At 60.8% G+C, this 20,953-nt stretch carries 22 protein-coding genes and 1 pseudogene; 11 read left to right on the top strand and 12 right to left on the bottom strand.

Translation table 11 applies throughout. The features are described from left to right. The first annotated feature begins 52 nt into the window (after nt 1-52). Genes moaA through ACMGFM_RS04775 form a run of 3 tightly spaced genes read left to right on the top strand, consistent with a single transcriptional unit; the run spans nt 53 to nt 2,405 of the window. Entirely contained in the window at nt 53-1,120 is a 1,068-nt protein-coding gene (moaA, locus tag ACMGFM_RS04765; protein ID WP_436901298.1) for a GTP 3',8-cyclase MoaA, read from the top strand. 44 nt (nt 1,121-1,164) lie between these two features. Continuing rightward, nucleotides 1,165-1,803 carry a MogA/MoaB family molybdenum cofactor biosynthesis protein gene (locus ACMGFM_RS04770; protein ID WP_436901299.1) on the top strand — a complete coding sequence of 213 codons (639 nt, stop codon included), beginning with the start codon at nt 1,165-1,167 and terminating at the stop codon, nt 1,801-1,803. 44 nt (nt 1,804-1,847) lie between these two features. After that, nucleotides 1,848-2,405, top strand: a complete 558-nt coding sequence (locus ACMGFM_RS04775) for a DUF420 domain-containing protein (protein WP_436901300.1) — start codon at nt 1,848-1,850, stop codon at nt 2,403-2,405. A gap of 3 nt (nt 2,406-2,408) precedes the next feature. Here ACMGFM_RS04775 and ACMGFM_RS04780 read toward each other — a convergent pair whose 3' ends face one another. Together ACMGFM_RS04780 and ACMGFM_RS04785 are read right to left on the bottom strand one after the other, a co-directional pair. After that, nucleotides 2,409-2,573 carry a DUF8143 family protein gene (locus ACMGFM_RS04780; protein ID WP_436901301.1) on the bottom strand — a complete coding sequence of 55 codons (165 nt, stop codon included), beginning with the start codon at nt 2,571-2,573 and terminating at the stop codon, nt 2,409-2,411. Beyond that, nucleotides 2,573-2,785, bottom strand: coding sequence for a zinc ribbon domain-containing protein (locus ACMGFM_RS04785; protein ID WP_436901302.1), 213 nt, complete (start codon nt 2,783-2,785; stop codon nt 2,573-2,575). Before ACMGFM_RS04785 ends, ACMGFM_RS04780 begins: the two co-directional genes overlap by 1 nt. Nucleotides 2,786-2,882: 97 nt before the next feature. Between ACMGFM_RS04785 and cdd the strand changes: the two genes are divergently transcribed. Then, nucleotides 2,883-3,302 carry a cytidine deaminase gene (gene cdd / locus ACMGFM_RS04790; RefSeq protein WP_436901303.1) on the top strand — a complete coding sequence of 140 codons (420 nt, stop codon included), beginning with the start codon at nt 2,883-2,885 and terminating at the stop codon, nt 3,300-3,302. Next, a complete protein-coding gene (locus ACMGFM_RS04795; RefSeq protein WP_436901304.1) occupies nt 3,299-4,126 on the top strand; it encodes a nucleoside phosphorylase in 828 nt (275 codons plus the stop codon). Before cdd ends, ACMGFM_RS04795 begins: the two co-directional genes overlap by 4 nt. Nucleotides 4,127-4,135: 9 nt before the next feature. Here the strand turns inward: ACMGFM_RS04795 and ACMGFM_RS04800 are convergent, their stop codons facing one another. Continuing rightward, nucleotides 4,136-5,302: an NAD(P)/FAD-dependent oxidoreductase gene (locus ACMGFM_RS04800; RefSeq protein ID WP_436901305.1), complete on the bottom strand. Its 1,167-nt coding sequence runs from the start codon at nt 5,300-5,302 to the stop codon at nt 4,136-4,138. A gap of 159 nt (nt 5,303-5,461) precedes the next feature. Beyond that, nucleotides 5,462-5,994: pseudogene (locus tag ACMGFM_RS04805) on the bottom strand (HTH domain-containing protein). A 113-nt stretch (nt 5,995-6,107) separates the two neighbouring features. Here ACMGFM_RS04805 and rocF point away from each other — a divergent pair. Continuing rightward, the gene (gene rocF, locus ACMGFM_RS04810) at nt 6,108-7,010 is read left to right on the top strand and encodes an arginase (protein ID WP_436901306.1); all 903 of its coding nucleotides are present in this window, start codon (nt 6,108-6,110) and stop codon (nt 7,008-7,010) included. On the opposite strand, the gene ACMGFM_RS04815 is transcribed toward rocF, so the two are convergent. Beyond that, nucleotides 7,007-9,046 (bottom strand): AMP-binding protein, encoded by a 2,040-nt coding sequence (locus ACMGFM_RS04815; protein ID WP_436901307.1) that lies wholly within the window; start codon nt 9,044-9,046, stop codon nt 7,007-7,009. The two genes, rocF and ACMGFM_RS04815, sit on opposite strands and share 4 nt — an antisense overlap. A 185-nt stretch (nt 9,047-9,231) precedes the next feature. On the opposite strand from ACMGFM_RS04815, the gene dnaJ reads away from it, so the two are divergent. After that, the gene (gene dnaJ / locus ACMGFM_RS04820; protein ID WP_436901308.1) at nt 9,232-10,380 is read left to right on the top strand and encodes a molecular chaperone DnaJ; all 1,149 of its coding nucleotides are present in this window, start codon (nt 9,232-9,234) and stop codon (nt 10,378-10,380) included. Beyond that, nucleotides 10,380-11,150, top strand: coding sequence for a hypothetical protein (locus tag ACMGFM_RS04825; protein WP_436901309.1), 771 nt, complete (start codon nt 10,380-10,382; stop codon nt 11,148-11,150). Before dnaJ ends, ACMGFM_RS04825 begins: the two co-directional genes overlap by 1 nt. Here the strand turns inward: ACMGFM_RS04825 and ACMGFM_RS04830 are convergent. The 6 genes from ACMGFM_RS04830 to ACMGFM_RS04855 all read right to left on the bottom strand — a co-directional run bounded on the left by ACMGFM_RS04830 (nt 11,116) and on the right by ACMGFM_RS04855 (nt 16,754). After that, entirely contained in the window at nt 11,116-11,313 is a 198-nt protein-coding gene (locus ACMGFM_RS04830) for a DUF7333 family protein (RefSeq protein WP_436901310.1), read from the bottom strand. The two genes, ACMGFM_RS04825 and ACMGFM_RS04830, sit on opposite strands and share 35 nt — an antisense overlap. Before the next feature lie 101 nt (nt 11,314-11,414). Continuing rightward, a complete protein-coding gene (locus tag ACMGFM_RS04835; protein ID WP_436901311.1) occupies nt 11,415-13,190 on the bottom strand; it encodes a PAS domain-containing protein in 1,776 nt (591 codons plus the stop codon). 49 nt (nt 13,191-13,239) lie between these two features. After that, nucleotides 13,240-13,980, bottom strand: coding sequence for a hypothetical protein (locus ACMGFM_RS04840; protein WP_436901312.1), 741 nt, complete (start codon nt 13,978-13,980; stop codon nt 13,240-13,242). A 46-nt stretch (nt 13,981-14,026) separates the two neighbouring features. Continuing rightward, on the bottom strand, nt 14,027-14,839 hold the full coding sequence (locus ACMGFM_RS04845) for an aldo/keto reductase (protein ID WP_436901313.1): 813 nt from the start codon (nt 14,837-14,839) through the stop codon (nt 14,027-14,029). 70 nt (nt 14,840-14,909) lie between these two features. After that, the gene (locus tag ACMGFM_RS04850; RefSeq protein ID WP_436901314.1) at nt 14,910-15,284 is read right to left on the bottom strand and encodes a DUF7987 family protein; all 375 of its coding nucleotides are present in this window, start codon (nt 15,282-15,284) and stop codon (nt 14,910-14,912) included. 90 nt (nt 15,285-15,374) lie between these two features. Beyond that, the gene (locus ACMGFM_RS04855; protein ID WP_436901315.1) at nt 15,375-16,754 is read right to left on the bottom strand and encodes a geranylgeranyl reductase family protein; all 1,380 of its coding nucleotides are present in this window, start codon (nt 16,752-16,754) and stop codon (nt 15,375-15,377) included. A 136-nt stretch (nt 16,755-16,890) separates the two neighbouring features. Here ACMGFM_RS04855 and ACMGFM_RS04860 point away from each other — a divergent pair, with 136 nt between their 5' ends. The 3 genes from ACMGFM_RS04860 to ACMGFM_RS04870 all read left to right on the top strand — a co-directional run bounded on the left by ACMGFM_RS04860 (nt 16,891) and on the right by ACMGFM_RS04870 (nt 20,171). Then, a complete protein-coding gene (locus ACMGFM_RS04860; RefSeq protein ID WP_436901316.1) occupies nt 16,891-17,958 on the top strand; it encodes a hypothetical protein in 1,068 nt (355 codons plus the stop codon). Between the two features lie 48 nt (nt 17,959-18,006). Continuing rightward, on the top strand, nt 18,007-19,272 hold the full coding sequence (locus ACMGFM_RS04865; protein WP_436901317.1) for a geranylgeranylglyceryl/heptaprenylglyceryl phosphate synthase: 1,266 nt from the start codon (nt 18,007-18,009) through the stop codon (nt 19,270-19,272). Between the two features lie 218 nt (nt 19,273-19,490). Then, nucleotides 19,491-20,171: an HD domain-containing protein gene (locus ACMGFM_RS04870; RefSeq protein WP_436901318.1), complete on the top strand. Its 681-nt coding sequence runs from the start codon at nt 19,491-19,493 to the stop codon at nt 20,169-20,171. Nucleotides 20,172-20,178: 7 nt separating this feature from the next. Here ACMGFM_RS04870 and ACMGFM_RS04875 read toward each other — a convergent pair whose 3' ends face one another. Beyond that, nucleotides 20,179-20,859 carry a LysE family translocator gene (locus ACMGFM_RS04875; protein ID WP_436901319.1) on the bottom strand — a complete coding sequence of 227 codons (681 nt, stop codon included), beginning with the start codon at nt 20,857-20,859 and terminating at the stop codon, nt 20,179-20,181. Between the last annotated feature and the right edge of the window lie 94 nt (nt 20,860-20,953).

Here is a 20,953-nt window from a genome sequence, read left to right on the forward strand (position 1 = left end):
CCCCGTGGCACCGCCCCACACATCTATATGCTCCGCGGTGCAGATTAACAGTATGCCCCTCGAAGATGACCACGGCCGGGAGGTGACGGGGATCCGCATCTCACTCACCGACCGCTGTAATTTCGATTGCGTCTACTGTCACAACGAGGGCTTGGGGGACACGCGCGGTCCAATGGACCCGCAGGATGACGAGATGACCGCAGACGAAGTGGTGCGCATCCTCGAAGTCGTCGCGGAGTTTGGTGTTGACGCAGTCAAGTTCACGGGTGGGGAACCGATGCTTCGAGATGACCTCGAAGAGATCATCCGACGCACGCCCGAGGAGATGGAGGTGTCGATGACGACCAACGGCACCTTCCTCCCGGGACGCGCACCGGAGTTAGTGGAGGCGGGGTTAGACCGGGTGAACGTCTCACAGGACGCGCTCGACCCCGATGATTTTGCGGAGTTGACCAAAAGTGGCGCGTACGACCGCGTCATCGAGGGGGTGGAAGCAGCACTCGACGCCGGCCTCGCGCCGGTGAAGCTGAATATGGTCGTCTTCGAGCCAACGGCCGGATACGTCCCTCAGATGGTCGACCACGTCGCCAGAAACGACGGTCTGCGCCTGCAGCTAATCGAGTACATGCCCGAAATCTCCGGCCACCCGGAGTGGGCAATCGACATCGGTCGCGTGCACGACTGGCTGGCCGACCAGGCCCACCGAATCGAACGCCGGGAGATGCACGGCCGCGCCCGGTACTTCATCGAGCAAGGGACCACTGCCGACGACGAACCGGTGACTGTCGACATCGACAGCGAAGATCCCGACCTCAGCGAACTACCGGAAACCGCCGGCGAAGGAATGGTCGAAATTGTCGACCCGGTCGAGAACGCCGAGTTCTGTGCGAACTGCCATCGCGTCCGTGTTACACACGACGGCAAGTTCAAGGGGTGTCTGAACCGCCACGACGACCACCGACCGATGGGGGAGATGTCAAAAGCCGAAATTCGAGAGTCCTTCCGCGAGACCGTCTCGAATCGCGTTCCGTACTACGGCGAGTACATGGTCCGCGAAGACGGCGAGTGGGTACCCAACGAGGAGTATCTCGAACTCGTCGAATCGCCGCCCACCGACTGAGTCGACGGGACGAGCTTTTTGTTCGGTGCCGCCAACGCTGAGGTATGAGCGACCACAACGAGAGCGGTGACCACGGACATAGTCACGACCACGACGATGGTGGCGGCCACGACGGCCACGACCATGGACATGACCACGGCCACGACGATAGTGGCGGCCACGACCACGACCATAGTGAGGAGAGTCATCAGCACAGCCATCTCGAACTCGAGACAGTCTCCTTTGCCGTCGTCACTGTCTCGACAAGCAGAACGCTGGAGAACGACCCCGGCGGCGACCGACTGCAGGAGTTGGTCGAAGCCGACGGCCACGAAGTTGCCGTCCGTGAACTCGTCGGCGACGAAACCGAAGCCATCGCGGCGACCGTCGAAGCACTCGTCGAGCGTCCTGCTGTCGACGCAATCGTATTGACTGGCGGCACTGGACTCTCGCCCGAAGACGTGACAGTCGAGGCAGTGCGGCCGCTGTTCGACCAGACAATTCCCGGATTCGGCGAACTGTTCCGTTATCTTTCCTACGAGGACATCGGACCGCGTGCGCTGCTCTCTCGGGCCTTCGCCGGCTCGACCGATGGCGTCGCTATCTTTTGTTTGCCGGGGAGCAAGACAGGAGCCGCCTTCGGGATGGAGGAGCTTATTCTGCCGACAGTGGCCCACATCCTCGGGCACACACAAGCGGAGTGACCGAGAAAGGCAACGTATAGGCCGCCCGAGGCGAAGGGGGAGATATGCAACAGCAGGTCCGCGAGCACGTGCCGGCGCTGACCGGCGTACTCACAATTGTCTCGCTTGCGCTGGTGTTTGGCGCTGTCTTCGGTGTCGTTCCGGAGGGGCTGCTTCCCCGCGCCGAGGGGGCTCTCGAGGCAATTCCACACATCAACGCACTGTTGAGTCTCACGGCTATCGGAACGATTAGTTACGGTGTCGTCGCCATTCGTCGGCGCAACATTCAGACGCACCGCCGAGCGATGCTCGCAAGTACGGGAATTTTTGCGGTCTTCTTGCTGCTGTATCTCTACCGCATCTCGCTGGAAGGGCCGACAACGTACCCCGGCCCCGACCTGCTCTACCAGTACGTCTATCTCCCGATGCTGGCCGTGCACATCCTGCTCGCGATGCTCTGCATCCCCTTCGTCTACTACGCGCTGTTGCTGGCAAGTACGGTACCCGTCGCACGACTGCCAGAAACTCGTCACCCCACGGCCGGGCGAATCGCTGCCGGACTATGGCTCATCTCCTTTGCGCTTGGGTTTCTCGTCTACCTGCAGCTGTACATCGTCTTCTGACCGTCAGCGTCGGTCGTCGGTATCTCGGCGCGCGGCGCGTTCGGCCTCTTCCCGGCTCATCGTCTCCTCTTGGCCTTCGTTCCGGACGAGGACGTACAGCACCAGCGGAGCGACGATGGCGAGTACCACGACCAGCAGGAACGTGAGATTAGTGACAAGCAGCGCCATCAGCCGAGGAAGACGTCGACGATGTCGCTGGTCCCGCTGGTCGTGTCCCGGTACAGTTCGGAGTAGCCACAGTTGCGGCAGGAGACTACTTTGAACGAGTTCGTCTGAATGTCGAACATCTTGGAGAGTCCGCCACCGGTCGTCGAGATCTCGCCGACATCAGTTTCATCGTGACCACATTTCGGACAGCCGCGGTCAGTATCGTGAACCATATTCCACAGTTCGATTGGCTGGCTGATAAGATGCCAGTCGCGTTTCAGACCCCGAAACGACGGTGGCTATTTGAGGCGGGTGGCCAACAGCACAGATATGCCACCAAGCGAAGCAGAGTTACTTGCGGCGGCCGAGACGGCCCACGAGCAGGCCTACGTCCCGTACTCCTCGTACCCTGTCGGTGCCGCACTGCAAGCCGCCGACGGAACTGTCTATACTGGCTGTAATGTCGAGAACGCGAACTATTCCAATAGCCTCCACGCCGAGGAGGCAGCACTCGGGTCGGCTGTCAGCGACGGCGTCCGAGCGTTCGAGCGACTCGCCGTTGTCTCGGCCGCTGCGGATGGCGTCACACCCTGTGGGATGTGTCGCCAGACACTCGCCGAGTTCTGTGGCGAAGACTTCGTCATCCTCTGTGGGAGTGCCGACGGGACGGAGCGATACACACTGGGAGAGTTGCTCCCGGAAACGATTACGAAAGCACATCTCGACGCCGCAAAGGAGGGACAGCAATGACCGACAGCGCCGGGTCAGAGGACCCGAAAGAAGACGAACAGTACCACCTCGAAGTGACAGACGAAGACGTTGCCGACAGCGTCCTCCTGCCGGGCGACCCGGGCCGAATCGAAACTATCGTCGACTGCTGGGACAACGGCGAAGTCGTTGCCGACCACCGCGAGTACCGCACCGCAACCGGAACGACTGACGGCGCACCGATATCGGTCACGTCGACAGGAATCGGCTCACCGGGAGCGGCCATCGCCGTCGAGGAACTTGCGCGTGTTGGAGCTGACACGCTGATTCGGGTTGGCTCCTGTGGCGCAATCCAACCAGAAACAGACGTTGGCGACCTGGTCATCACCTCCGGCGCGGTCCGACAGGAGGGCACCAGCGACGAGTACATCCGCAAGGACTACCCGGCAGTTGCGGACCACGCGGTTGTCGCTGCGCTCGCGGCGGCCGCCGAAGAACTGGGGTACGACTATCACGTCGGACTCACCGCGTCCACGGACAGTTTCTACGCTGGACAGAGTCGCGAAGGGTTCCGTGGCTACCGGGGTCGCGGCAGTGAAGAGCTGATCGAGGAACTCAAGCGAGCAAACGTCCTCAACTTCGAGATGGAAGCGAGTGCCATCCTCACGCTCGCAAATATCTACGGGCTCCGTGCAGGCGCTGTCTGTACGGTCTACGCCGACCGAACGACTGGCGAGTTCGAGGTCACAGGTGAGCAGCGCGCGGCCAAGACAGCGAGCAGGGCAGTCAGTCTTCTCGCGGAGATGGACGAACAGGTTGCAGAATCAGACGCGTCGGAGTGGCACGCGAAACTCGGCTTGGAGTGACTCCCAGAGTTACATGTCTGCCCAGGCGTTCGCCGCGCGGCCAACGCCCGTGATGTCGTTGATCCAGTTCGCCGCGATCATCTTCTTCAGCGTCCGGGCGGGGAAGCCGCCGAAGGTATCCACAAACGGAACGATGAAGACATCGTGTGCAACAGCGTCCTCGCCGACGGAGACGACTGTGCCTTTGTTTTTGTATTTCCAGTTTTTCAGCGGCTGGCCGCGCATCTCGCGGGCGATGTTCTCGCCAGCGACTTCGGCGGCCTGCCAGGCGGCCTGTGCCGTCGGCGGGGCCGGGTCCTCGCCTGGCTGGTCGATGAGCGCCGCGTCGCCTATCGCAAAGACGCGGTCGTTGGTCGTCTGGAACGTCTGACCGGCTTCGAGCCGGTAGTTGCGCTCGTCTTTGTCGACGTTGGCCTCGCGGACGGCGTTGCGGCCGGTGATGCCGCCCGTCCAGACCAGCACGTCGTAATCGAGTTCTGTCTCTTCGCCGATGTAGACCGTATCTTCGTCAACTTCGCCGATGAAGTCACCAGTGAGGATGTTCACGTTGCGCTCTTCGAGCAGGTCACGCAGTGCGGACTGGATGCTATCATCGTTTCCGGGAAAGATCTGGTCAAGGCCTTCGACAAGATGGATTTCGAGTGGCGCAGACCGCTCGTCACGGAGTCGAGCAATCTCACCTGCGGTCTGAATACCGGACAGGCCTGCACCACCGATGACAATCTGTGCCGGGTCGGTCTGGGTTGCTTCGTCGGCCGCGTCGACAACATCTTCGTGGATACCCAGCGCGTCGTCGAGACTCTTGAGCGTGTGCGCATACTCTTCGAGGCCTTCGATACCGAAGAATGCGGTGCGCGTTCCGAGTCCGACCAGTAGATAGTCATAGTCGAGCGTGTCACCGTCTTCGAGGTCGACAGTTCGCTCGTCGGTATCAACGCCCTCGACAGTCGCCTGAATGAACTCCGTCGACGGTGATTTGATCTCGTCGATAGGGATGGCGACTTTCTCCTGAACGCTCGGGTTGCTGATACAGCGGTGTGTCTCGTGGAGAATGAGATGATAATCAACGTCCGATACCCACGTGATCTCTGCGTCGCCGGCGATCGACGATTCGAGACTTTGAACTGCTCCGGCACCGGCATAGCCGGAACCGAGAACGACGACCTGCTCTGTCATATCCTCCCGTCAGGAATCCGCCGATACAAAGGTTTGCAATTTACACTCCATTGTGAGTAATTCACATGAACAGAGAGCCGTCAATAGAGAGACGACGAAACACGATTGATAGGGTCTCAGAGTGCCCGTATCGTCGAGATTCGGTAGCAGGGGTCGAACTCAGTGTTCTGGTTCTTCGACAGGTGCCTGCATATCGTCAATCGTGAGGATAAGTGCGTTGTCAGTGTCGTCTTTTCCTTCGAGCGTCCCGATAATCTGGAGTTTCGACAACGGTGTCGGCCCGACAGTGACCTTATCGCCCTCGTTGAACGAGGACAGCGACCCGCGCATGTTGATCTTCGCGCGACACTCCTCGGGGTGATGGACGCTTGTCAGGTCAATCTGTTCGACATTCGACCCGGTCATGAGTTCGCCGTTGTGATACAGGGGAACATCTGCAGCCTGGTCCATATCCTGAATCTGGAGGGCGTCGTATGCCGTCCCTGTTGGCTTGTAGCCACCTTTCGGCCCCGGTACGCCTTCGACCAACTGCAGGGCCTTCAGGCTCTGCATCTGGTTGCGGATGGTTCCGGGATTGCGGTTAATTCGTCGGCGATGTCCTCCCCTTTGACCGCGCTGTCGGATTCTTTGTGGAGATTGATCAACTCCTGGAGAATTGTTTTCTGACTGGGAGTTAGTTCGATTGATGACATAATCCGAGTTTCGGTACTTGCCATCTTAAACCCGACGGTAACAATAATGATAGTTTGCTGGCTTGTTCTGGCCCAGCCGAGCCTTTTTACGAGCACGTACTCTCTCGGCAGACATGAACCGGCCAGTCGAACTGCTCGGTGTGCCGATGGACCTGGGGGCCGACCGCCGTGGCGTCGACATGGGGCCGTCTGCGATTCGGTACGGCGGACTCGGAGACCAACTTGCGGCGCTGGGAATCGACTGCGTCGACGGCGGTGACCTGCCCGTCCCTCGTCCGGAAAACAGCCGTTCTGAGTCCGATGTCGACGGGGACGCGAAGTATCTCGACGCGACGGGCACGGTCTGTTCGGAGCTGGCAACACGAGTCGAGGCGGCCCGGTCTGATGAGAGTCTGCCCTTGGTGCTTGGCGGTGACCATTCCATCGCAATCGGGACGGTCAACGGTGTTGCCGACGAACCAACCGGGCTGTTGTGGCTCGACGCCCACTCTGATATCAACACACCGGCGACGACGCCGAGCGGGAACGTTCACGGAATGCCGATAGCAGCGATTCTCGGCAATGGCGTCTTTGGCGATATGGAGTGGGCTCACGCCCCGAACGTCGCGCCAGAACATATCGCCATGGTCGGCTTGCGCAGTGTCGACCCAGGCGAGCGCGAGCGGCTGCAGTCGAGCCCAATCAACACCTATACGATGAGTGATATCGACCGCCGTGGAATCTCGGTGGTCGTCGAGGAGGCGCTTGAATACATTACCGACGGCCCCGACCAACTCGCGGTCAGTCTGGATATGGATATGCTCGACCCCAGCGAAGCCCCCGGTGTCGGGACGCCCATCCGAGGCGGCGTGTCTTACCGTGAGGCACACGCGGCGATGGAGATAGTTGCACGGTCGGAGACACCGCTGTGCTCGCTCGAACTTGTCGAAGTGAACCCCATTCTCGACGAGTCGAACCGCACCGCAGAACTGGCCTGTGAACTCATCGCGAGTGCGCTCGGCAAGCGCGTGCTCTAGCGCGCTGTCTCGATTTCGTCGAGCGCGTCGGGATTCTCGATGCTGGAGAGGTCACCGAGTTCCTCTCCCTCGTGGACTGCCTGAATCAGCCGCCGGACGATTTTGCCGCTCTGGGTCTTGGGGAACTCGTCGACGAAGAACAGTTCCGACGGGCGGAACGGTTTCCCCAGTTCCGCGCCGACGTGACTGGTCAGTTCCGCGCGCAGGTCATCAGACTCGTCGTAGCCGTCTTCGAGGATGACGTACGCAACGACAGCAGTGCCAGTCGTGTCGTCGTCGGCACCGATAACTGCGGCCGCGTTGACCGATTCGTGGTCGATGAGTGCGCTCTCGACCTCTGCGGGGCCAACCTTCCGGCCGGCGACGTTGAGCACATCGTCCGAGCGGCCGTGCAGGAACCAGAGACCGTCCTCGTCTTTCTGTGCCCAGTCGCCGTGGTCCCAGAGGTCATCGAAGCGACTCCAGTACTCCTCCAGATAGCGCTCGTCGCCGCTCCACAGCGACTTCGTCATCGAGGGTGCAGAGGAGCGACAGACGAGGTACCCCTGCTTGTGCTCGTCGGCGACGGATTTGCCAGTCGCGTCGACAATGTCGACATCCATTCCGAGGGCAGGCCCGCCCAGCGTGCCTGGCTTCAGGGAGTGCGTCGGGGACGGCTGGAGGAAACAGCCGAAGATTTCGGTGCCGCCGGAGATGTTCATAATCGGAGTGTCGCCGTTCCCAACGTTCTCGTAGAACCACTGCCAGGACTCGGGGTCCCACGGTTCGCCGGTCGACCCCAGCAGACGAAGTGTCGAGAGGTCGTGCCCGTCCAGATGCTCGTCGCCGTGTTTGCGCAGGGCTCGGATGGCTGTCGGTGAGATACCGAAGACGCTCAGCCCGTGGCGGTCGATCATCTCCCAGTATCTGTCTGGCCCGGGGTAATCAGGCGCGCCCTCGTACATGAAGATAGTTCCGCCAAAGACGTGGTTGCCGATGAGCGTCCACGGCCCCATCATCCAGCCGATGTCCGAGACCCAGAAGAATCGGTCCGAGGGCTGGTGGTCGAACGAGAAGTACAGCTCCTTTGCTGGCTGGACGAGGCCGCCAGCGTGGGTGTGAACGATGCCTTTCGGCTTGCCAGTTGTCCCCGAAGAGTACAGCAACATCGACTCCTGATCGGAGTCCAGCGATTTCGTCTCGTAGCTGTCGTCTGCCTCGCCGACGGTGTCGGCCCACCACTCGTCGCGGCCATCCGTCATCGGGATATCGACGCCGAGACGGTCGAACACGACCACGTCCTCGACGTGGCCTGCCTCCGCGATGGCCTTGTCGGCCTGCTCCTTGAGTGTGATTTCGTCGCCGCGGCGGTAGAACCCGTCGCCGGTAAACAGAACAGAACACTCCGCGTCAGCAATTCGCGTGGCTGTGGCGTCGACGCCGAATCCGGAGAAGATTGGGACGGCAATCGCGCCGACTTTGAAACAGCCATAGAGCAGCGAGACGACTTCGGGGACCATCGGCATATACAGGCCCACGGTGTCTCCGGTGCCGACGCCCCTGGCTTCGAGCGTGTTGGCTACCTGATTGGCCTGTCGGTGGAGTTCGTGGTAGGTCACCTCCCGTACGTCGCCGTCTTCGCCCTCCCAGATTGTCGCGACCTTGTTACGAGTCTCCGACTCGGGGGCTGCGTGGCGGTCGACGACGTTGTGCGCAATATTCAGTTTCCCCCCGACGTACCAGTCGGTGAACTGTGGTCCCCCGCGGCTCGCGGCGTCGCCGCTCGCGTCATCCAGGGGGCTCCGCGCCCCGCTGTCGTCTCTGACGGCGTCGTACGGGTCGTCGAACTCCAGCCCGAGCGTGTCGACAATTTCGTCCCAGAACCAGTCCAGTCCTGACGCCTCAACCCCCTCGATGTCAGTCGTCGACCGGCGGTGTAGTTCCTCGTAGTCGTCGATATCGTGTTCAGCCATGAACTGCGCGACGTTGCTCGATTCCAGAAACGTCGCGGACGGCTCGTAGACAATCTCATCCGTTCCGTCGAGTTCTCCAGACATGTCTGAACAGAGACGCGCAGCGGTCAAAAAGCGTCGGGTTAACGCGGCTCAGACCATCCCGAACAGGGGCAAAGGAGAGATATGCTACGAGTACAGACTGACCACTCGAGGAAGTACTGCGACCAGCAGTCCGTCTCCAGACCCGGTCATCTTTAGTGTCGCAGTATCATAGACGCGGATAACTGATGACGGAAGATTTCTATGATATCCTTGGCGTTTCACGAGACGCCTCAGACGACGAGATCGAGAGCGCGTACCGCGAGGCCGTCCGAGAGTATCACCCGGACGTGAGTGACGACCCCGACGCAGAGGAGAAGTTCAAGAAGGCAAAGAAGGCAAAGGAGGTGTTGACTGACGACGAGAAACGCCAGATGTACGACCAGATGGGCCACGAGCAGTTCGTCGAGGCCGAGAAACGCGGCGCGACCGACGACGGTGGTCGGGGCGGCCGCGGCGGTGACCCCTTCGGCGGCGCCGCTGGCGGGGGTGGCCCATTCGGCAATATGCAGGACATCTTCGACCAGTTTTTCGGCGGATCCGGTGGTGGTGGCGGCAACCGCCGCGGGCAAGACCTCAAAACGCAACTGACAATCGACCTCGAAGCGGCCTATCACGGTACCGAGAAGGAACTGACCGTCACACGGCCAGAAGCCTGCGGAGAGTGTGATGGCCGCGGCCACCCGCCGGGGACCGACTCTCGGACCTGCCCGGACTGTAACGGCAGTGGCGAGCAGACTCGTGTCCAAGAGACCGCATTCGGGCGGATGCAACAGCGGACCGCCTGCCAGCGCTGCGAAGGCCAGGGCACAATCTACGACGAGCGGTGTTCGACCTGCCGGGGCGACGGTATCGTCCGCAACCAGACGACGCTACAGGTCGAGATTCCGGCAGGAATCAAAACTGGCCAGACACTCCGAATGCGCGGCGAGGGCGCGCCCGGCGAGAGTGGCCGAAACGGTGACTTGCTCGTCGAAATCAAAATCGAGGACCACCCTGACTTCGACCGCGAGGGCGCAAATCTGCAGACTCGCAAGGCCATCTCGTTCCCGCAGGCCGTCTTCGGCGATACAGTCGAACTGGAAACCTTCGACGGCACCGTCGAGTTCGAAGTGCCAGAAGGGACCCAGAGCGGCGAAACCTTCCGACTCAATGGGAAAGGAATGCCGCGGCCACAGCGCCGTGGCAGCGGCGACCTGTTGGTGAAGGTGCAGGTTGTCACCCCGGACTCGCTCAACGAGGAGCAACGCGAGGCGCTGGAGGCATTTGCAGAGGCCGGCGGCGAGGATATCGAGGTAGAGCAGGGCTTTTTTGATAGGCTCCGTAACTCCTTCTAATGGAGTCGCTCAAGGACCTCGTCGCTGCCTGTCGCGGTGTTGACGGCACTGTCATCGAAACGCCCACGCGAACAGCTCCCTACACCTACGACGATTTCGTCCCGAACGTCTGGAAATCGGGCAACCTACTCGGCCACTACGGCGTCCACCCCGGTGCTGCCGTGACGGTGCTCTCCGGGCCGAAGGAAGCAGGCCCCGACGACGACAGCCGACGCGCTGACGCCGCAGACTCGGTGTACGCGGCCATCGGCGCGACACTGGTCGGTGCAACGGTCGAACTGGAAGCGTCCGAACCCGTCGACTCTCGGGCTCTCGTTCTCCCGGCGGGCTGGACAGAGCGCTACGACCTCACGCCACAGTGTACACAGATAGCCTACGGCGGCCCGCCCGAGGAAGCAGATGTTGTCCACTTCGAGCAGGAGATGTGGAGTGAGAATCCAATCGAGCCACCCGAACGAGTCGAGGCTGGCGACCCTGCTCTCCGGGACGAGGAGGGCACCTACAGCCACGGGGACCTGCTCTCACTGGCGACCGAGTTAGTCGACGAGTACGACCTCGACGCCGACAGCAAGGTCGTGCTAGACGCGCCACTGGTCGAGGTCGGTGCGGTCGTGACGGTGCTCGCTACCCTCGCTGCAGAAGCGACGCTGGAACTGCGCGAGGGAGCGAGCGAGACGGACGGAGCGCTGGTCGTGACCGAAACGGGGACGGAGAAGACGGTGGGTGTGGCCGACCTTACACAGCGCCTGCGCGATACTCGCCGTGCTTGACGCCGATTACGAAGACAATTGCTGCGAAGACGAGCATCGACGGCGTGACCATCATCAGTGTCGTCGTTGCCGTCATCGGAATCGGCGAGAAGATGAGCCCGGCACTGCCGGCAGCGATAATTGCGAGGATTACACCAGCCGAGACGGGGAGGTTAAGTTCCATATCTCTTTGTAGGTTCTCATCATAAAAAGCCTTCAGATACAGGGCCGAGTCCACAGGAGTCGTCGGGATAGCTGCACCGAAGCGAACGACCCAGACGGCAGTCAATCGAGCAGTCCGACGCCGGTAATCTCGAAGCGCGCGCCACCCGCCTCGCTCTCGGTCACGTCGATATCCCAGCCGTGTTCGGTGGCGACCTGTTCGACGATCGCCAGCCCGAGGCCGGTTCCGTCGTCTTTCGTGGTGTAGCCCGCCTCGAAGACGCGGTCGCGCTCCTCGACAGCCAGCCCGACGCCGTCGTCCTCGACGTAAAATCCGTCCGGGTCGAGCGTCCCGACGGTCACTGTCGTGTCCGTGTCGCCGTGCTCCACGGCGTTGTGATACAGGTTCTCGAGCAGACTCTTCACTCGACTCGGGTCCGCCTGAATCGTCGGCGAGTCGTCGAACGCCAATTCAAGCGTCGCCCCCGCCGTGTCGAGATTCGCCCACGGCTCTGGCGCCAGTTCGGCGAGGTCGACCGCCTCAGTATCGCCGACAGCTGTCCCCTGGTCGGCGAACACGAGCAGGTCGTCGATCAACTGCTCCATCCGGTCGAGCGAGTCTGCAACGTTGTCGAGGTGTGGACTCTCGACGTCCTGTGTCGCCAAGTCCAGGCGCAGTGTCGCGACATTGAGCGCGTTGCGCAGGTCGTGTGAGACGAAGCCGGTGAACGCGTCGAGTTTCTCGTTCTGGGTGAGTAGCTTGTGTTCGCGCTCCTTGCGGTCGGTGATGTCGCGTGTCGTGACGACGTAGCCCGATAACGCCGACTCTGTCCGGTCGCTCGCGACAGACTCCAGCCAGAGGTACGAGCCGTCGGCGTCCTGGAACCGATACTCGATGCGCTTTCGCGTGCCGGTCTCCACGAGGTCGGCAAATTCCGAGCCAACCCATTCTCGGTCGGCGGGGTGGACGTACTCGAAGACAGAATCGCCGACAAGTTCCTCGGGCGTGTACCCTAGCACGTGTTCAGAAGACGGTGAGAGGTCCGCGAACGTACCGTCCTCGCTGACGATGCCCAGTATGTCAGAGGTGTTGTCGATGTAGGCGTCCAGCCGTTCAGCCCAGCGCTTGCGCTCGGTGATATCGGTGATGAACCCCTCAAGCGCTTCGAGGTCACCGTTGTCGTAGATGCCCCGCCCTCGCTCCCACATCCACCGGACCGCTCCGTCACGGGTCTGTATCTGGTAGGTGACCTCGAAGGTGCCGTCGCGTGCCAGCCCCTCCTGGACGGCAGCCCACATCCGCTCGCGCTCCTCGGGGTGCAAGACATCCTCGCCCCAGACGACGCTCCCGGATTCGAGTTCCTCGGCGGTGTAGCCGGTGAGTTCCTCGACTTCTCCCTCGACAGCCTCCATCGGCCAGTCGGGTTGATTCTTGCTCCGATAAACGATGCCCGGGAGCGTGCTAATCAGCGTTTCGAGGCGGCGGGTGCGCTCCTCGAGCATTTGCTCTGACTCGCGGGCGTCGGCTGCATTCTGGATTCGGTTGGCGAGGACGGCATACTGGTCAATCCCCGACTCTTTTTGAAGATAATCAGTGACACCAGCAGAGATGGCTTCGCTCGCGATCTCTTCGCTCCCCTTGCCCGTAAACAGGATAAACGGGAGGTCAGGGTGGTTCTCGCGGACGGCTTCGAGAAACTGGATCCCGTTCGTATCTGGCATATCGTAATCAGAGACGACGCAGTCGAACGGTTTCGAGCCGAGTTGGTCGAGTCCCTCGTCGGGGTGGGTCGCAGTTTCGACCGTGAGTTCCTCACTCTCACGCTCGAGGACCGTCGACGCCACGTCGGCAAGGTTTGGGTCGTCGTCGACGTGGAGAACCCGGATATTACCGGACATATGCGGAGTAAGTACGCGGACCGATATCAAAGGTCCGCCGAAAGTCGGGTTATTCGCCGGTTGGCCGGATCAGGTCTGCAAGCGAGACGAGCAGTCCCAGCACCCAGCCAATCGGGAACGAGAAGACGAACCAGATGATGACGTGATGGCCTTCTTGTCGGTCGATCTGGCCGAGTTGGTCCTGGACGATGGCGGGACTGGCCTGGAACAGGTCCTGTGCGAGTTCGTCACTCCGGGCGATGATGAGGTCTTCGAGCACCGGGTGAAAGAGCGCAGCGACCACTGGCGGGAGGAAGAGTGCAGTCATCGCGAACGGATAGGCGAGGCTAATCGTCGTCCCACGGCCGCCGAGGCGCCAGAAGGCGTAGGACAGGGCTGACGAGACGACGGCGACGATGCCGGCCGCGCCGATAGCGAAAATCTCGACGGTGCTGAACGTCCCCTGGAACTGAAACCAGATCAGCGCGACTAATCCGCCCCAGAGTGCGACAAAGACCGCAATCACGCCGAATAACCCAAGCCGGGCCGCAGTGACGTTCAGTTTGCGGGCCTGAAACCGCACAAAGTAGCCGGTCAACAGGAGCGGATAGGAAACGGCGACGATCAACAGCCCCAGCACAGAGACGAGTCGGTACAGAAATCGCTTGCCGGTAGTCTCGGGCTCGTACTTTCCGAGAACCGTGTTTTCAGCTTTGCGCTGGCGTGGATAGAACAGCTCCATCCACGTTTCGTGCATAAGCGTCAGGTCGTATTTGATCGCGTCAGCGATACCGCGATTCGCGGCTGCCATATCCACCCGTTTGATTGCCCCCGGTATATGTTTTCGTACTCGATTCCTACCACGACGCCGGCGCGAAGTCGGGATGGACCTGTCGTTCGCGGCGCTCGATAGTATCGATTCGCTCGATTTCCTCGTCGCTCAACTCCAGCGTTCGGCTCTCCCAGTTGTCCTGAATGTGGGCTTCGCCGGTGGCCTTCGGGATGGCGGTGATACCATGTTCGCGTAGCCACGTCAGCGCAACCTGTGCCTCACTGACGCCGTGGTCGTCGGCGATTGCACCCAGTGTCGGGTCAGAAAAAATCTCGGTTCGGGCCAGCGGCGAGTACGCGACCAGTTCAACGTCGTTCTCGGCGGCGTAGGAGCGTAGTTCGGTCTGTGGCAGGAACGGATGAATCTCGACCTGATTGGCGAAAATCGGTGCGTCGAGAAGCTCCGCTGCCTCGTCGATGTGTTCTGGCTCGAAATTCGAGACACCGACGCGGTCGATTTTGCCCTCGTCGTAGAGCTGGTCGAACGCGGCGAGTGTCTCCTCAGGATTGTACTCTCGGGCTGGCCAGTGAATGTACAGCAAGTCGAGGTAGTCCGTCCCGAGTCGGTCCAGACTCTGCTGGGCAGTTTCCAGTACGTCGTCGTGTGAGAGGTTGCTGATCCAGATTTTGGTCGCGAGGAAGATATCATCACGGTCCACGTCGGCGGCGGCAATTCCCTCGCCGACGGCGTCTTCGTTGCGGTAGGCCTGTGCGGTGTCGATGTGTCGATAACCCATGTTCAGGGCGGTTTCGACGCTGTCTGCACACTCGTCGTGGTCGTCGTTTTGCCACGTGCCGAGTCCGAGCATCGGCATTCCGTTCGCGGTTGGTACTGACATATCCAGTCTTCCGAGCGTCAGCAAAATAGGCGTTTGGGAACCCGAGACCTGTGGCACTGGCCTGACAGACTCACGGCTGGGTCCCGTAGCCAAGTCGGTTAGCCGCCAGATGTGGTACGATAACGCCAACGACAAAGACTGCTCCAAAGATTAGCTCATCGGGCAACCTGGTGTAGGTAGTGAGGCCGAACAACAGGCCCATCGCAGCGAGGACACAGACCGCGATAACTTTGTTTTCTGGTGTGACAAGCCCCTCTCGGTACACGACAGTCCCGAGTGAGAAGACAACCAGCAAAAGAATGCTTCCGAGGGCAGCCACGATCAGGTCGAGCGAGCCTGTCAGGATGCTGACCAGCAGCCCAAAACCGGTGATGATGTATGCAATTCCAAGCCACAACACCCATCTGCTGACCCGACGGGCGAACGTTGTTTCGGAATTGACCATACGATAGCGGGTAGCCGACGGAGTAAATAGCCGTGGAAAAATCAAAATATTGAATACTCGTAGCGTGAGGACCGCCCGCGTCAGCAAATCTTAGTATTTCGGCTCTGCGCCCGTCAACTCGTAGACTTCGTCCATCAGTTCGTCGCGCTTGGCCTGCCAGGCCTCGAACTCCGACGGCGTCGACGGATACTCGTTGTAAATCGATTTGAGTTCTGAAGCGAGATTGCTCACCTGATAGCCCTCGTAGAGGGTCTTCCAGTGACCACGCGTCTCAATTGCGGTCCTGAGCCCGGTCTTGAGTTTGTCGACCATTCCGAGGGTGGTTTCGCCCTTTTTACCCATCAGGTCGATGAGCATCTCGCCGGGCAGTGCCGTCACGACGTCCGTGAGTTCGTCGACTTCGTGGGCTGTGCCAAAGATATTGTACAGATCCATCGCGGCGAAGCGCTTGCCGAAATCGGTCTGGATGCGCTGGTTGTACTCCCACAGCGCTGATTCGCTGAGGTCGCCGTCGGCGATGGCCTCGCCGGCGATTTCGGCGGCCCAGTGGCCAGCCTTCGCAGCACCGGGAATTCCGCCGCCGGTCGTTGGGTTGACGTGGGCAGCAGCGTCGCCGACGGACATGAATCCGGGAGCAACAGCCGAGTCGTAGGGCCGCCGCGTCGGCAGCGCCGCGCCGAGTTTGTCCTTGACTTCTGCGTTCCTGAACTCGGGCTGGTTTTCGAGGTCGTTTTTCAGCACATCGACCAGCGGAAGCGGTGGCTGGTCCATCTGGAAGCCAAGCCCAGCGTTGATCTCCCGGTCCGTCCGCGGGAAGTACCAGAGATACCCGAGTTCTTCGGTCGGTTTGAAAACAATTGCGTCGTCGTAGTCGACGGGCTGTTCGGTCTCGATGACCTCTCGATAGGCAGAGCAGAACTGCGAGTAATCGACGTTGGTATCGTACCGAGTCCCATCGAAGTCGACTTTATCCTGTAGCAGCGACAGCGCGCCGGCAGCGTCGATGACGACATCCGCTTCGTAATCGATATGATTGCCTTTTCGTGTCGCGGTGACACCGGTGACGCGGCCGTTCTGCCTGACATCCTGCACGACAGTGTTGTACTGGAGGTCGGCCCCGGCACGGTCAGCCTCTTCGAGCAACACCTCACCGTAGCGTTTGCGGTCGATAACAGAGCCAGATTCACCCTCGAATGGGATGTCGTAGTTGGCCCCTTTGGGGTTGATGAAGTGCGCGCGCTGGATGTTCTGGTTCGTGAACGACTCTTCTCGGAGATACTCGCAGTCGATCACGTCGGGGAACGTACTCGTTCCCTTGATCGCGTCCCCACAGGCGATGTGTCCGGCTTCCTCCTCAGTTTTCCGTTCGAGGAGGACAACATCGAGGCCGTCCTGAGCGGCCGACGCCGCGGCGAAACAGCCGGCCGTGCCGCCGCCGACGACGACGATATCTCGGGTTTCGGTTGTCATTACTGACCGTCTTGTAGCCTGTTTCATAAAAAACCCCAATATATTCAGTCGTCATTGTGACCCCCGGTATCGGGCGGATTCAGGGAGCGGGCTGGACCGACAGGATGAAGGGCAGACACGGTAGAGAGGAACAATAATGCTCAGGCCAGCGGCTGGTCGGCTTGCAGGCGTCGAGCGGGTGCCGACGGCAGTGCGCGCCGTGTTCGGTTACTACGCCGAAAGTGGTGTCTTCGACGCACACAGTCTGGCACTGAAACGCCGGGTCGACAGCCGCGTCGACGGAATGGTCCGCGAGGCATTCTCGGTCGTCGAGGCCGAAATCGCCGAGGAGTACGGCCACGAGTACGTCGCCTTCAGCTACGACACGAAACTCGTCCTGCCGGCGAAGCTCACCCTCGGCTATCTCTATCGCCGCCTCGATGACTACCGCGAGGCCGAACAGATGACCCGCCTCGCAGTCGAGGCGCTAATTGACGGCGACATGCGCGACGCGTTGAATGACTACGAGTACGAGGATTTCGAGGTGGACTTCCCCACCGACGCCGAGGACCGGCGACGGATTGCCGAACTAGCCCAGTCGGTCCTCCAGCGCCGTGTCGACGAGCAGTTCGAGGCCTACGACGACGAACTCAGGGAAATCTACGACTGGGCCGTCGGGATTTCCGAAGCCCACCAGGACGAGGACGAGGAGTTCCGTGCGCTGATGCAGCGCGCAAATGCGGGCGACAAGATTGCAGGCGAGGCAATTCGCGACCGCTATAAATTTGGGCAGTTCGACGAGAACCCCGACGTCTTCGACGCGACGGACCTCGAACTCCCGTACCTGAAAACGCAGTACGACCGCGTCGGTGTCATCTACGACGGGATGATCGAGATGTACCGGGCGGCTGGCTTCGAGATTGAAACTGCGTTCAAGCGCTCGATTGTACTGGCGATTATCGGCGCACAGATCTGGCTGGATGACCTCGATGACTACGAGGTTGACTTCGCAGAGGGACAGCTCACGCCCGTGACTGCGGAGTACCTCCTCGCAGACTCGGGGTCCGAAGCCAGGTCTGCTGTTGTGGAGATCAGTGAGTCCTACCTCGACCGCGCCCGCGAACAGGCCACCGTTGCCGACTCGACGCTGACGGGAATCGCAACCGAGTACATCCACCGAGACGGCACACCGGGCGTGTTGCCCCGCCAACTCCCAGAGTCGTAGCCAAGTGGACACGCTTTTGTCGACTAGCGAGGGACAGTCAACCAAGAGATGTCGCTGACACAGTTAGCCAAACGGTTCGAGTCCGCTGCCGCGACAGTGTCTATCGCGAGCCGGATGATGCTGGGACTAGATACCAACTCGGTTCCCAGCGACTGGAACCACATCACCAAGGTCGACCCGGAAGGCGGGAAACACCTCCCGCTGTTGTTCCCGAACTATCTGTCGCACACGAGTGCCGTCTCTGTCGGTGGGTCACGAGACGTGACTGACGAGAACACCGAAGAGACGTTTGCGTTGCTCAGCGACAGCGGCGCAACGGCCTTTCACGAGCCGAGTGCGGCAACACACGTCACCGAACAGACCCGAGAGCACTCGGCCTTTCTCGCTGTTCCTGAGGTGCTCAACGGCGACAGCGAGTCACTGGTCGGGACGCTTGGTGAGGGACTGAACTACGTCCGCGAAGACCTCGGTCCAGAACTGCTCGAACGAAAACTCGGCCTCCCGCTCGACGGCCTGTTCGGTGACCGCGCCACCGACTTCATCGCGGGGATGATGATGAAAGAAGCCGTCTTCGAGGCCTACATCATCATGAACACCGACAGTGCGGCCGCACGGGAGGGGAACGTCACTGAGGACGACCTTCTGACGCCACAGCAAGCCAAAGAGCGCGCGCTGGCTGCGCAACACCACCTCGATAGCGAGGTCATCTATCTCGAATATTCCGGCACCTACGGCGGCGACGAAGCCGCCGAGATTCTCGACGCCATCGACGACGGCGTCTCGTGGTCACAAATCTGGTACGGCGGGGGACTCGACAACCGCGAGAACGCCGAACAGGTGCTGGATGCGGGTGCGGACGCAGTGGTGGTTGGCGACGTGTTCCACCGAGTCGCCACAGCGGAAGCAGACCTGTTTGCGCAGGCGCAGGCCGAGTTCGACGACGAAACGTCTGCGGGGGAGTTACGAGACTGGGTTGCCGATAATATTGCCATCGAGGACAGTGCTGCAGTCAGTTACCTCTCGACAATTCCGGATGTCGAAAACCCACAGGAACGGGCTATCGAATACCTTGCTGCGGGCATCGAGTTCGGGCTAGCCGTCACAGCAGTGGCTGACGCGCTCTCGGACCCGACCGCAGAGGAAATTCGCAGCGCCGTCGCCAGCCAAGAGTTCGCCATCGAGTCAGCGTTCAGGACGATTTCCGGCGCGAACACGGAGCTGGTCGACGAGGTCGCAACAGGTTTGCTCGCCCAGCACTTTGACTGTGAACTGCCAGAACGATCTGTTGCCGAGCACTTCGCGCTCGAACTCTGAGCGCTCCCCGCGTCGAAATCAGTCACCCCGCTCGGTAGTCACGTATTACCACGGCCTGAACAGGTATGCCAGCCCCGAACACACCGGCTTGCGGGTAGTTCGGGAGGGGCGTTGGTCCGCAAATGCGAGGAAATCAGGTGTCGTAACGCTAAAGAGCTAATCTCACTTTATATCTGATAAGATGAATAACGTACGTCACGGTTCGGGGAGGTGGTGCTGTGGGTGTTGAGATTCGCGAGTCACCCGTTTCGGACGCAGAATATGCGGAGATGGAACAGTTCGTCCACGATTACCTGGCCGCGAGCGTGCAGGCCGAAGACGAAGGTGGACGAATGCGCTGGTATCCGTGGCATTCCGCGGAGTACCGGTTCAATCACATCCGAAACGTGGTCGAACTCGCCGAGGAAATTGCACGGGCAGAGGGCGCGAACACCGACATAACCCGTGTTGCGGCGCTGTTTCACGACATCGCCAAACTGGAGGTCGACCAGGACATCCACGCTGAGGAGGGGGCGCGCATCGCCCGCGAGTATCTGGAAATCCAGACAGATTACCCAGCGTCGTTCGTCGACCAGGTCTGCTCAGCAATCGAGGACCACTCCTATCAAGGGGATATCGACGACCTGACGCTCGAGACACGCTCGCTTATCGAGGCAGATATCCTCGACAAGGTGGGGGCAAACGGTGCCGCGCTGATGCTGTTGCGGATGGGGTACGAGTCCCGGACGCACATGGACAGCGCCGAGATGGTCGGCCGCGTGCTCGAACGCGGCGAGGAGGCGAAAAAGCGCGTTCGGAGTCAGACGGCGACCGATATGGCGCATCGTCGACTCAAGCGCGTGCGCTGGTTCAAGGAGTGGCTCGAAGACGAAATTGCTGACATCGACCCCGAGGAGTAAGCCGGCCTTAGACCAGCGTCGATACACCGTCGAACAGGAAGGCAACTCCAGCGCCGACGAGGACGAGTCCGCTCACGCCCGCAACCAGCGGTGCGAATCGGTCTGTCTTGTTCCGGCCAGTCACCAGTGCTGCTGGAAAGCCGACAATCCAGAGAATAATTCCCCCAAAGAGCCCCCCGACCAGCAGCGGGCTGCCAGTCTCGACGACAACGGTGCCAGCAAGCGCGTCGCCAACCGTCGGCAGGGCACCCAGCACGTCGAGTTTTCCCGGCGAGAGCAGTCCAACACCGACAGTCAGCCAGAACAGAATCTGGTACGGGTTCGTAATCGCAAGGACAAACGCCTTCAGAAAGCCGCGGTTCAGTTCGTCCGTCTCCTCAGCAGTGAGCGTCTCGTCTACGTTTGTGAGTGCGTCGTAGCCGAAATACAGCATCAAGAGGCCGCCAATCGCGATCATTCCGGCGCGGAGGCGTGGCGCAGCCTCGACGATAGTGACCAGCCCGGCGAGCGAGAGCAAAAAGAAGACGAAATCTGCAGTCATCGCGCCGAGACCAGCGCGGAATCCGGCGGTCCAGCCCCGGCGAACGCTCTCTTCGGCGATAATTGCGTTCATCGGTCCGGGTGGGGCTGCCAGCGCGAGCCCAAACAGAATGCCCGCAATCGTTGTGAGCAGAATCGACCCGACCATGCTCGTCGGTTGGTGGTCGGGGTGAATAAGCGTAGCTTTTTGAACGATTGGCGCTCGTAGGAGTTACATTACCAACTACAGAGATTTTTGGCCC

The sequence above is a fragment of the Halovenus halobia genome, assembly GCF_051414135.1.
GTDB lineage: Archaea > Halobacteriota > Halobacteria > Halobacteriales > Haloarculaceae > Halovenus > Halovenus halobia.